Source organism: Ruegeria sp. HKCCD8929, assembly GCF_013031405.1.
Classification (GTDB): Bacteria; Pseudomonadota; Alphaproteobacteria; order Rhodobacterales; family Rhodobacteraceae; genus Ruegeria.
In genome coordinates, this window is record NZ_WPZY01000067.1 from 1 (window position 1) to 11,244 (window position 11,244).

The 11,244-nt window shown below is 56.1% G+C and carries 13 protein-coding genes and 1 pseudogene; 4 read left to right on the forward strand and 10 right to left on the reverse strand.

The window, feature by feature from the left end; translation table 11 throughout:
• The 8 genes from GOX53_RS27850 to GOX53_RS27880 form a co-directional block, all read right to left on the reverse strand.
• Window positions 1-430: hypothetical protein (locus tag GOX53_RS27850; RefSeq protein ID WP_171182137.1), on the reverse strand; the 430-nt coding region annotated here is incomplete at its 3' end.
• A gap of 274 nt (window positions 431-704) precedes the next feature.
• A complete protein-coding gene (locus GOX53_RS30010) occupies window positions 705-968 on the reverse strand; it encodes a hypothetical protein (RefSeq protein WP_254446840.1) in 264 nt (87 codons plus the stop codon).
• A gap of 2 nt (window positions 969-970) precedes the next feature.
• Window positions 971-1,366, reverse strand: coding sequence for a hypothetical protein (locus GOX53_RS30015; protein WP_254446841.1), 396 nt, complete (start codon window positions 1,364-1,366; stop codon window positions 971-973).
• Between the two features lie 163 nt (window positions 1,367-1,529).
• Window positions 1,530-2,333, reverse strand: a complete 804-nt coding sequence (locus GOX53_RS27860) for a sugar phosphate isomerase/epimerase (RefSeq protein ID WP_254446842.1) — start codon at window positions 2,331-2,333, stop codon at window positions 1,530-1,532.
• Between the two features lie 74 nt (window positions 2,334-2,407).
• A complete protein-coding gene (locus tag GOX53_RS27865) occupies window positions 2,408-3,298 on the reverse strand; it encodes an NAD(P)-dependent oxidoreductase (RefSeq protein WP_171182140.1) in 891 nt (296 codons plus the stop codon).
• A gap of 151 nt (window positions 3,299-3,449) precedes the next feature.
• Window positions 3,450-4,730, reverse strand: a complete 1,281-nt coding sequence (locus GOX53_RS27870) for a TRAP transporter large permease (protein WP_171182141.1) — start codon at window positions 4,728-4,730, stop codon at window positions 3,450-3,452.
• Between the two features lies 1 nt (window position 4,731).
• Window positions 4,732-5,235, reverse strand: coding sequence for a TRAP transporter small permease (locus GOX53_RS27875; RefSeq protein ID WP_171182142.1), 504 nt, complete (start codon window positions 5,233-5,235; stop codon window positions 4,732-4,734).
• 65 nt (window positions 5,236-5,300) lie between these two features.
• Window positions 5,301-6,296, reverse strand: coding sequence for a TRAP transporter substrate-binding protein (locus GOX53_RS27880; RefSeq protein WP_171182143.1), 996 nt, complete (start codon window positions 6,294-6,296; stop codon window positions 5,301-5,303).
• A 168-nt stretch (window positions 6,297-6,464) separates the two neighbouring features.
• Between GOX53_RS27880 and GOX53_RS27885 the strand changes: the two genes are divergently transcribed.
• The gene (locus tag GOX53_RS27885; RefSeq protein WP_171182144.1) at window positions 6,465-7,502 is read left to right on the forward strand and encodes a LacI family DNA-binding transcriptional regulator; all 1,038 of its coding nucleotides are present in this window, start codon (window positions 6,465-6,467) and stop codon (window positions 7,500-7,502) included.
• 3 nt (window positions 7,503-7,505) lie between these two features.
• On the opposite strand, the gene GOX53_RS27890 is transcribed toward GOX53_RS27885, so the two are convergent.
• Window positions 7,506-8,390, reverse strand: coding sequence for a substrate-binding domain-containing protein (locus GOX53_RS27890; RefSeq protein ID WP_254446843.1), 885 nt, complete (start codon window positions 8,388-8,390; stop codon window positions 7,506-7,508).
• Window positions 8,391-8,522, reverse strand: a pseudogene (locus GOX53_RS30425) (LacI family DNA-binding transcriptional regulator); the annotation flags it as partial.
• 261 nt (window positions 8,523-8,783) lie between these two features.
• On the opposite strand from GOX53_RS30425, the gene GOX53_RS27895 reads away from it, so the two are divergent.
• From GOX53_RS27895 to GOX53_RS27905, 3 genes are read left to right on the forward strand one after another with little or no spacing between them, the layout of a single operon-like run.
• Window positions 8,784-9,746, forward strand: coding sequence for a fatty acid desaturase (locus GOX53_RS27895; RefSeq protein WP_217351977.1), 963 nt, complete (start codon window positions 8,784-8,786; stop codon window positions 9,744-9,746).
• 27 nt (window positions 9,747-9,773) lie between these two features.
• Window positions 9,774-10,088 (forward strand): MocE family 2Fe-2S type ferredoxin, encoded by a 315-nt coding sequence (locus tag GOX53_RS27900; RefSeq protein ID WP_171182147.1) that lies wholly within the window; start codon window positions 9,774-9,776, stop codon window positions 10,086-10,088.
• Between the two features lie 4 nt (window positions 10,089-10,092).
• Window positions 10,093-10,908: a 3-methyl-2-oxobutanoate hydroxymethyltransferase gene (locus GOX53_RS27905; protein ID WP_171182148.1), complete on the forward strand. Its 816-nt coding sequence runs from the start codon at window positions 10,093-10,095 to the stop codon at window positions 10,906-10,908.
• Window positions 10,909-11,244: the final 336 nt, after the last annotated feature.

The window sequence follows — 11,244 nt, forward strand, 5'->3', positions numbered from 1 at the left end:
TGTTTCGTGGCATGTTTCCGAGCAGCCAGCGCGTTTCCAGCAATGAGACGTAATCCGCAATCACGTTGATCATCAGTCCGATCACCAGCACAGATCCCAGCGCCAGTTCAGATTGCATCCGTACTCCGATGACGTCGACACTGCCCATGAGCAACCAGATCACGATCACGGCGATCAGCGTTGCAATGGTCGATCTCACGAAGCACCGGATGGAGAAATGATTGCTGCCAAAGACGGCATCGAACAGGGATATGAAGCTCCTGGACCACCCCTCTTCGGTCTGGGCGCCCATCAACCAAAGGGCCAGGTCTTCCTTGCGCGCAGGATTGAGCAGTCCGGCGTAGACGGTAAGGCCGAACATCGAAGCCCCCAGACCCAGCGCCCATGTCCAGTTTTCGGCGAGGTACGCAATGAGCGTGTTCGCATCCATTCTTTAAATACTCTTGGACCAATAAATTTAGGCCCATCCTACCACACATCGCGCCCCAATTGCAGGTTGGCGCCCGAGAGCTGCCTACAGCTACCCTGAGCCCGTACAAGGGCACGGGCTCCTCGCCCGGGCCGCGCCAGCGGCCCCCGCGCGGGCAGCGCACGGTCCTGGCCGATCGGGGTCCCTACCCCGCTCGGCCGGGACACCAAAGGGGCAACGCCGACCGATATGAACACCGGCCCGCCTCCTTTCGGAAGGCAGGCCGGTACTCGCGTCAGGCTGATCCGAGGATTGCAAAACCCGTCGGAATGTTGGTGCCGCTTTCTGAAAAGCTGGCCACCGGCAAATCATGCCAACCGCTGTCTCTGGCTGATGACAGCCCCAGATCGGACAAATGGCCGTCATAGAGCGCGGATGCGGGCAGAATGCAGACCAGGGTGCCACCACCCCAGCGCCGCCCCTCGGGATGCGGTTTCAGGAACTTGCGCGCGTGATCCAGATGTTTCCGCCAATGTTGACCATTAAAGGGCGGGTTCATGATCACATAATCAAAGATCGGGTTGGGGGCCGTATCCAGAAAGTTCGCGTGATGGACCCGAAACCCTTTGGCGCGCGCCTCCTCGGTGCGCCCCCGTGATACTCCACACCGGTAATCCGCGCCTCGGGGTTCGTCTTGCGGATCACCTGCATGATGCGGCCGCACCCGCAGGACGGCTCCAGCACCAGCGGTGTGCCGTCCAGCGACAACCGCGCCAGAACCTGGTCAATGACCGCCTCTGGCGTGGGGTAATAGGCCAGATCCTTGGCAACGGCGGTACCGGGGCGTGGTGTGGCCGCGGCCTCGGGGCTGTCGGGCAATGTGTCGCCGTAGAATTCGGCTAAGCTGCCATTGATGTGCTGCGGCACGATTGCCGAAAGAAAATTTTTTTCGAGCAAATAATGCGAAATCTCCTCAGTCGTCCCGCAGAGTTAGATCTTTTGACCGTCGTTCGGTTTTCACCTGAAAACCAAAACAGACTCGCCTGACGACGGGTCTTTGTTTCGGCCGCGCGATGTATTGGGAGAAACATCGATTGGCCGTTGTGTTCTTACCAGTGGTTCAGCCAAAATGCTCCTTAAAGTGGTCAATGCACTGGCGGAAACCATCTTCAAAATTCCCGTTTCCGGGATGGTAGACACTCTCGAATGACATAACGCCACCATAGGCGTCCGCTCTCAGAGCATCAGCGATCGGCTGAAACTGATCGGCCAGTTGACCCTCGCCCATTTGTTTGACCGTCAAAGTTGCGCGTGGCGTGTCGACCTGAACATCCTTGATGTGGATGTGCCCAAGATAACCATCTTTTACTTGGTCGTACCCGGCAGGGAATGCCTGCTCATGACACCAGCAATTGTTGGCCGGGTCCCAAAGAACCTTCAACGTGTCCTTGGCATCCAGATCATCGATCAGTTTGCGGGCGGTGTAGTTCGAGTTCACCATGGTCCCGTTGCCCGTTTCGACGACCAAAGTCACTCCGCCGTCCTTGGCGACGTCGATCGCGGGTGCGATCAGCGGCAACATCGCGTCCCACGCACCTTTGGCGACATTCCATTTTTCGGCACCTCCATAACCCCAAAGGATTTGCTCCTTTTTCGGGGTCATGATGCGCACCAACGGGCTGCCGACCACATGCGCCATGTCGATCACGCGCTTCAGAGCATCCATATGTTTGCTGTGTAGTTCATCCCCCGGCTTGTTTGCCCCGGTCATCCCCGCAAAGATGTGGCGCGACAGGCAGGAAACAGGCTTGCCGCGGTCGCGCAGCAGAGCGTCAATTTCCCGGATCTCGTCAACCGAGTGATCGCCGACCTCGGTATCGCCGACGAATTGCAGTTCGGCATATTCGAGATCGAACTCATCCATCACATCGACCGCGTGTTTCAGGTCGCGGCTAATGCCATCACAGATAACGCCAAGTTTCATGCTCTTGTCCTTTCTCAGCGATGCAACTCAGCGCCGACAATGTCTTCGATCACGCGGGTGCACGCCCAATTGTCGCCATCGGGAAACTTGGCCTTGCCTGCATGGAATATCTGCATGGCCGAAGATGCGGTATGCATCGGAACGCCCAGTTCTTCGGCCAGATCCAGCGAGATGGTCAGGTCTTTGTGCATCGTACCGATGCCGGACCCGGTGTTTTCGAATTTACGGTCGATAATGTTCTCCAGCGCAGTATTGGTGCATCCGCATCCCGCGCCAGAGGTCGAAAAGACCTTGAACAGGCTTTCGCCCTTCACGCCCGCCTTTGCGGCCAGGACCGACGCCTCAAATGTTGCAGAAAAGATCGAACCAATCAGGGTCTGCAAGCATGCTTTGACGATTTGACCTTGCCCAGGCGCGTCACCTACACGGTGAATGGTGGCCGAGACCGCCTCCATCACCGGTTGGAATTCGTCCAATACGGCATCGGGCGCCGCAGCCATCATTGTAAGGGTGCCGCCCTGCGCGCCTGGAAAGCCGCCAGAGACAGGGCTGTCGATCAGGTGGATGCCCGAACCGGCCATTGCCTCGCCAATCTCGCGGGCCTCACGCGGTTTGATCGTGGCTGTCAGAATTACGGCCCCGCCTTGCGCCATGTGACTGACCAGACCGTTTTCACCAAGAACGACAGCCTTGGCCTGATCGCCGCTCATAACCATGACATAAACTGCTTCCGCATCGGCACCCACATCTGCCACACTGGCTGCAGGCGTTCCGCCCATTTCAGCCAGAGCATTCAGACGCGCCTCACTCAGATCAAAACCGGTGGTTTCGAACCCGTTTTTAGTCAGGTTCCTGGCCAGCCCACTGCCCATGTCTCCCAATCCTATGACACCTGCACGTTGCATAATTGTCTTCCTAATGTGTCGCCCGGCCTGGCCGGTGTTGAGGTTTGGCGCCCATAATTTTGTGGGCGTCGATGTGTGCGGGGGGTTTCAGGCTTTGGCTTACCAAGGCCGGGCACGTCCGGAAGACACCCCGCTGCCCAATTCTGTGTCGCTATGGCCCCATCACCGCGTCCGGGATCCACATAACCAGTTGCGGGAAGATCGCGATTAGGATCAGCACAACCACATTTGCCAGCAGGAACGGTGCAGCCCCGATGAAAATCTTTCCGATGGGCAGACGACAGATCGCAGCGCAGACGTTCAGGCAATTCCCTACCGGCGGCGTGCACGCTCCAACCGCCAGACCCGAGACCATCACCACGCCAAAATGAACGCCCGACACGCCCAGCTTTTCGGCGACGGGCAATAGAACCGGTGTCAACAGCAAGATCGCTGGGCTGACGTCGATGAAAGTACCCGCCATCAGGATCAGGATGGCCGTCAGAACCATGAAGGCGACCGGGCCAAGACCAAGGCCCGAGACGAAGTCGGCAAGCTGGTTTGGAACGCGCTCCAATGCCAGAACGGTGATGAACACCTGACTGAATGCGATGATCATCATGATCTTGGCGGACATGATGATGGCATGCCGCATGGCTCCGGGCAGTTCTCTAAGAACGCCAAATCCGACAATGAACAAACCGATGATCAAACCGTAAACCACCGCGGCCCCGGCAGTCTCGGTCGGGGTTACAAAGCCGAAGACTACAGAGCCCACGATCAATATTGGCATCAGAGCGACAGCAGCGGAACGGCGGGCCTGTCGCCCGGCTTCAGCCAGTGTGAACGGAACGTCTTCGGTCGGGTAATCGTTCCTCTTGGCCAACAACCACACGACGATCAGTTGTAGCAGGCCGACCATGACCCCGGGAATGATCCCGCCCAGAAACAGGCGACCGATACTCTCCTCCGCGGCGACAGCGTAGATGATCATCGGAACAGAGGGTGGGATGATCATGCCCATTGTGGACGAGGCAACCGTGATCCCGGCAGCGAAGCTTTTGGGGTATCCGCGTTTTTCCATCTCAGGAATCAACACCGAACCGATGGACGCAGTGTCCGAAGCCGAGGAACCAGAGATCCCGCCAAAGATCATCGAGCCCACGACGTTCACCAATCCCAGCCCGCCCTTGAGGCGACCGACGAAGAACATGGACAGGTCTAGCAGGCGTCTTGTGATGCCTCCGGAGTTCATCACCAGGCCCATCAAGATGAAAAAGGGCAGTGAGACCAGCGGGTAATTATTGATACCAGAAAAGAAGCGCTGCACGACGAACCCGGTCGCCGCAGGAGCCTCGATCAGAAAATACGCCAGTGAGGCCAACCCAAGAGAATAGGCAATGGGAACTCCGCAAACCAATAGTATTCCAAGCGTGGCGAACAGGATCAGCATGTCAGTCCTCCGGCATCCAGAGAACGTCGATGGAATCCCGGCCACCGAGGGTCAGAACCACACGAACGAAGCAGTAGAAAACAGCGATCGAGCAGGAAATCGGTACGATGATAAACACAAAGGCCTGAGGCATCCCGAAGGGTTGCCACATGTTTTTTCCCGGCCCCGCGATCCAATCGATGGAAAGCCAGACCAGCGCCGCATTCATCGCTCCGACAAGGACAAGCCCTGCCACATAGAAGGCCATTTTGACGTAATAGGGCATCATGTCGATGAAGAACGTGATCGCGATATGCTCGCGCTTCGTAATCGCAACGGCACCACCTAAGGCCGAAGTGCACAGAAACGCAATCTTGACCTGTTCGTCGACACCATAAATCGCCATGTCAAAGGGGCGCATCAGGACTTTGGTGACGACAATCACCAGAAACACTCCGAACAGCACGACCATCAGCGCTTCGATGATGCGCGTCAGTACGCGGTCGATAGCAGAAAGCGTGTCCATAGCCAGGGTCCGGTAAGAATTGTGTCCCGGCGCAGGATGACTGCGCCGGGAAATGTCGTGTCAGATCAGCCGCAGGATGCCGCCGCCGCACGGGCCGCGTCGATGTCATCCATCGTGAAATGACCCGCGTCTATCATCTGTTGATAAACTGGTGCGACGGCCTCTTGGAACCCAGCCAGGGCTTCTGGCGTCAGTTCGTTGATCTCCATGTGCTTGCCCAGCTCGCCGACAATGTTTGTTTCAGCATCGCGGTACAGCTTGTCCGACATCGCCATCGCTTCGACGGCGACCTCGTCAAAGGTGGCCTGCAGGTCTTCGGGCAAGCCGTCGTACCAAGCCTTGTTGACAATCAGTGGGTCGGGACCCGTCATGTGGTTCGACAGCGTCAGATACTTTTGCACTTCGTGAATATTGAAATCCCAGATGTTCTGAGGCGGGTTGTGCTGTCCGTCAATTACACCCTGCTTAAACGCCTGATAGGCTTCGGAAAACGGCATCGCGACAGGGACTGACCCGATTGCCGTGCCAGTGGCAATCATCAGATCAGATTGAGGCTCACGAATGCGCAGACCTTGCAGATCGTCAACCGAGGTTATGGGCTGCACGTTGTTGGTATAGGCTCGGAATCCTTGGCTAATACCAGTGGCGGGAATGTGATACCCGTTCGCCTCAGCACGGGCCTGAACGCCCTTGGTGAAGTCCGAGCCCACCAGACATTCCATCTCATCCCAGTTCGCGACAAGGAAAGGCAACTGGTACAGGTTGAATGCTCCGGACGCGTCAGCAAAGAAACCGCCGCGCGTGCCTTGCAGCAAACCGGCCGTCACCTGGTCCATCATTTCGCGCTCGTTTCCGAGAGCTGCGCCAAAGAAATTTTCGACTTCGATGCGACCGTCCGTACGTTTTTCAAGCTCGGTCTTGAACCAGTCCATTGACTGCGAACGGATTGAGGTTTCTGGCTGCTCGTTGCCATATTTGAAGGTGAAGTCCGCCGCCAGTGCTGTACTGGCCGTCATTATTAGGCCGGTAACGCCGGCCAGCAATTTAGCTGTGTAGGTCATGTTATCCTCCCTGAACGGGACTCGATCCCGTTGCATGACGTTGGGATAAGCTCCCTCACAATTAGCTGGCAAGAAAAACCGCATCAGATGACGGGATTGATGTTTTTTGATGTTTTTTCTGCCCTATTTGAGGGTGTATTTGATTTTAAATGATGTTAATTCATGCCAATGAGCGATGAAGTTACAATTATCCCAAAGAAGGCGCGTGTATCCGAGATTGCCAAGATTGCAGGGGTAGGCACCGCAACGGTTGACCGGGTTTTGAACAACAGATCAAACGTCAAGCCCGAGACTCGCCAGCGCGTATTACAGGCCAAGCATGCGATCGAATCCGGCGCTCAATTGGACCAGCCTTCGCGACCCTGGCGACTTAAGATCTTCTTGCCAGAAGAAGCCGGACCGTCGACAGAATTTCTGGGCGATTGTTTTCAGAACGTCTTCACCAATGGCCGCGCCACCGTCGAATGCGTGTTTTCGACGAAACTGGAACCATCCGTGTTGGCCCGGAAACTAAGAGCCTGCGCCGGTCAGGGTATTGATGCAGTGGGTTTTCAGGCCTTGGATGATCCGCGGGTTCGTGACGCTGTCGAAGAGCTGCATGGGTTGGGCATTCCGTGCATACCAGTCGTATCCGATCTGATCAGCCCGGTGTTGGGCCAGTTTGTCGGGACGGACAACATGGCCGCAGGACGAACAGCGGCATATTTTATGGGTCGGATGCTGCGACAATCCGGGACCGTCGGCGTGATTTCCGGTGAGCAACTGTATCGCAACCATTCGGATCGCGAGATGGGATTTAGATCGGCCTTGCGAAGGGATTTCAACCATCTCCGAGTCGTGGGCACCTATATTGGCCATGATGACGTTCACGAAAACCGCATGGTTGTAGGTCAGATGCTGGACGAACACCCTGGTCTATTGGGTATTTACAACGTCGGAGGCGGTAACGAAGGCATTGTGGCGGCTCTGGTTGATCGCGATTTGACCGGAGAAATCATGCTGATCGGCCACAACCTTACGCCGAAAACGCGAAACTATCTGCTGGACGGATCAATGGATCTTGTCATCCATCAGAATATGCAACGGATCGCCGAACAAGCCGTTCAGACCCTCATCGCGACACTGGAAAACCGCTCCTATCAGGCAGAGGTCGTTCCGGTTGAAGTCATCACCCGTGAAAACATCAACGGCGCCACCTTCGGCTGATGCTCACAAGTTTTCAGATGTGCAGAGATCGAACGCAATCGTTCCAACCTGTTCTTGAATTGGTTTTCCAGTCAGACACCGAGACATCATCTGCGTCACGCGATCAGCAACCTGATCCAGCGGGTTGTTAATCACCAAATCGATACTGCCATCGGCAAGCGCAGCTTCGGTGACCGGTGTCCGTTCATGGCAGATGTAGACAATTTTCCGCGAACGCCCTGCTTCGCGCAGCGCTTTCAATGCTCCGGTCACCCCGCCCCCGCAATGATAGATGCCCGAGAGGTCTTTGTTGGCCCGCAGCAGTTCTGCCGTCGCTTCATATGCGACCGCGGCGTCATCCAGATACACCACCGAGTCTCGAAGGGGTTTTCGCGGCGCAAATTCGCGCATGTAGCTTCTGAACCCGCTCTCAAGCGCTTCGTGCCCCAGATACCTGTGTGACCCGATCAGGATGCCAACCGCGCCTTCGGTTCGATCAAGACGCGCCATTGCCCAACCTGCCGTCCGCCCTGCCTTTCGACTGTCGATCCCGATATAGGCAGTAACGTGGGGCGAAGACAGCGGTGAGAGCAATGCAAAGACAGGGACATTGACGCTGGCAATCACGCGGTTGACCTCCGGGTGGTCAATCGCAACCAAGCCTATGGCGTCTACATTGTCGCGCATTTCGTCAATCGCGGTTGCAAGCTCTGATGGCGACAGGCTTTCCACATACCGGATCACAACATTTGCCCGGATACCGCGCAACTGCTCTGCCTGTCGCTGCAATTCAAACGCCAGCTCGCGATAAAACCACTTGCTTTCCTTTTGAAGAATAAAGCCCAGCCGTTTTGCTGGCGCCATCTCCTCAATACGACGCCGTAACAACCCTGCCGAACGATAGCCCAACGCATCTGCCGCTGAAAGAACCCGCGCAGATGTGGCCGCAGAAACCGGCGCGCGCGCATTCAGAACGCGGTCTACTGTTGCGACGCCTACCCCCGCCTTTTCTGCGACGTCTTTGAGTGTGACACGGGCCATAGCGCCCTATATGATAGAAAATATCATCTACTTTATAGCGTATTCTGAGAGTAATGATAGAAAATATCATTACCGGTTTGACGATTCAGGCGCTCCTCGGCTCTGCTTTGCGACAGCAATGCAAAAGAGGAACCCGATGTGACCAAGGACAATACCCCTCCATGGCGGGATTATTCGCTGACTGGCCGGGACAGCGGTCCAAGCTTTGCACCTAAACAGTGGTATTCCACTCCAGTCCCCCGGAAACGGATGAAGGAATTGATGAAGCGCCGGGATGTTCCGGCCCTGATCGATTACGGGATCTGGCTGGGATTGGTATTGGCAACGGGTGCTCTGGTAGTTCTGACCTGGGGCACATGGTGGGCGGTGCCGTCTATCATCCTCTACGGAGTGTTTTACGGGTCCTGTGCCGACAGCCGTTGGCACGAGTGCTGCCATGGGACCGTGTTCAAAACGCCTTGGCTGAACACCGCAGCCTATCAACTGGCCTCATTCATGTCGCTGAAGAACCCCTATCTTTGGCGGTGGAGCCATACACGCCATCACACGGACACGGTGATCGTCGGAAAAGACCCCGAGATTGCGTTTCCCCGGCCTCCGTATCCACTCAACATCCTGTGGAACATGCTGCACCTGCAATCTGGCTGGAACGAGTTGAAAAAGATGTTTTGGCTGGCGGCTGGTCGATTGACCAAAGATCAAAAAACCTTCCTCATCGAAGCAGACCGTTCAAAAGCCTTTTGGGCGTCGCGTGTTCACCTCGCAATCCTCGCGATGACATTTGTTTTGGCAATGGTGCTGCAATCATGGCTGCCCATTGTGCTGATCGGCGGTCCCACTTTCTATGGTTCGTGGCTGCATCACCTGCTGGCATCACTGCAGCATGCCGGGCTGGCAGAAGACGTCCCCGATCACCGATTGAACTCGCGGACCGTCTACATGAACCGGTTCTTCCGCTTTGTGTATTCGAACATGAACTACCATGTGGAACACCACATGTATCCCATGGTGCCGTTCTACAACCTGCCTGCTCTGCACGAAGAAATAAAAGGCGATTGCCCTCCGGCCTACCCGGGAACACTGGCTGCGTTTCGCGAAATGCTCCCGGCCATTCTGATCCAGCGGCGCGATCCGTTCTACTTTGTCGACCGCAAGCCGTTGCTGCCCGAGGCCGCGAACCCAAGCCCAGAATACACTCGACCAACAGCCATAGCGGCCGAGTGACCCAATCCCCGGAATACAGGAAAGCCTATGACGAACTGGACCCGCGCCTGCGCTTGCGATGACATCGAAACCGAAGACCATATCCGTTATGACAATAGCGATCGTACCTTTGCCATCTACCGAAGCCCCGAGGACGAATTTTACTGCACCGACGGCCTGTGCACCCATGAAGAGGTGCATCTGGAAGACGGTCTGGTGATTGATCACCTCATCGAATGCCCAATGCATAACGGCCAATTCGATTATCGCACCGGCGAGGCAAAGCGCTCACCGGTCTGTGTGAACCTGAAAACTTACCCCGTTAAGGTCGAAGGCGGAGATGTCTTCATCGATATCGGGTGATGCCATGAAGCGGATCTATGACTGGGACGCGATGTTCTCACTTAGAAACTACACCGCGTCCGACCTGCGTGCGCTAAAGGGTATCCGCAAGCTGGTTCAGACGACTGCAAATACAACCGAAGAGGCAGCAGCGGCGAAAGATGGCGGAATTGATTTGATCATGGGCAATGCCCACAACACGTCCGCCGTGCGTCAAGGCGCGCCTGAATTGTTCTTCACCGCTGCACTTGGTCTGCCGGACTTTGCAACGGAAAGGGACGTGTTGACCGCCGCGTTTGCAGCCATGAAGGATGGTGACGACAGCATCTACACGGCAAGAGGGCCGCACATCGTCGAGCTTCTGGCGCGTGAAGACATTCCCGTGATGTGCCATCTTGGACTGGTTCCCCGCAAATCCACTTGGCGCGGTGGACTGCGTGCCGTTGGCAAAACTGCGAACGAGTCCATAGCGCTATGGAACGCGTTTCGCACAATGGAAGATGCCGGGGCCTTTTCTGTTGAGGCTGAAGTTATCTGTGATCGTGTTATGGCCGAGATTTCCACCCGCACTTCTCTGATAACGTCCTCGCTCGGGTCGGGCCTCGGCGCAGACATTATCTATCTTTTTCAAAATGACATATGCGGCGAGCAACCCGAAAGCCCTCGCCATGCACGCGCCTTTGGTGATCTCAATTCACTATATGAACAGATAAAACACCAACGCCGAGTTGCACTTTCGGCGTTCAGGAAATCTGTTGAAGAGGAGCAATTTCCTGGCCCAAGCGAATGCGCAACAATCTCGGACGCGGAGTTTGAAAGTTTTATTACGCGACTAGAATGATTTTTTGGTCAAGGAAAGCTGCACCCAGAACCACATTTTGAAGGACGGAATTTTTACCTATTGGTGGTCGATGTGCGTAGGTCCCCTTTCGCGACGGGTTGTAAAGTAGTTTGCATTCGCAGTGAAAGTCCCATTCCCACCCGACCTGCAGGGGGTCGCCGTCGCGATCCGCCAGCAGCTGCCGTTCGAGCGACCGCTTTGGGCCGGACCATCTTGCCGCGACTGCAAGCACGTGAAGCAGCGGCAATGGCGGCAAAGGGCTCTCAAGGACCTGTTGAGGCTCACCACGAGACCTTCCCGACGCAACATTGCGTGCAGGCGCAGGTAGCCGTATCG

Excerpts from the sequence above, each read along its gene's own strand:
- GOX53_RS30010 (WP_254446840.1), bottom strand. The coding sequence starts at position 968 with ATGAACCCGCCCTTTAATGGTCAACATTGGCGGAAACATCTGGATCAC.
- GOX53_RS27860 (WP_254446842.1), bottom strand. The coding sequence starts at position 2,333 with ATGGATGAGTTCGATCTCGAATATGCCGAACTGCAATTCGTCGGCGAT.
- GOX53_RS27865 (WP_171182140.1), bottom strand. The coding sequence starts at position 3,298 with ATGCAACGTGCAGGTGTCATAGGATTGGGAGACATGGGCAGTGGGCTG.
- GOX53_RS27870 (WP_171182141.1), bottom strand. The coding sequence starts at position 4,730 with ATGCTGATCCTGTTCGCCACGCTTGGAATACTATTGGTTTGCGGAGTT.
- GOX53_RS27875 (WP_171182142.1), bottom strand. The coding sequence starts at position 5,235 with ATGGACACGCTTTCTGCTATCGACCGCGTACTGACGCGCATCATCGAA.
- GOX53_RS27880 (WP_171182143.1), bottom strand. The coding sequence starts at position 6,296 with ATGACCTACACAGCTAAATTGCTGGCCGGCGTTACCGGCCTAATAATG.
- GOX53_RS27885 (WP_171182144.1), top strand. The coding sequence starts at position 6,465 with ATGAGCGATGAAGTTACAATTATCCCAAAGAAGGCGCGTGTATCCGAG.
- GOX53_RS27895 (WP_217351977.1), top strand. The coding sequence starts at position 8,784 with ATGAAGCGCCGGGATGTTCCGGCCCTGATCGATTACGGGATCTGGCTG.
- GOX53_RS27900 (WP_171182147.1), top strand. The coding sequence starts at position 9,774 with ATGACGAACTGGACCCGCGCCTGCGCTTGCGATGACATCGAAACCGAA.
- GOX53_RS27905 (WP_171182148.1), top strand. The coding sequence starts at position 10,093 with ATGAAGCGGATCTATGACTGGGACGCGATGTTCTCACTTAGAAACTAC.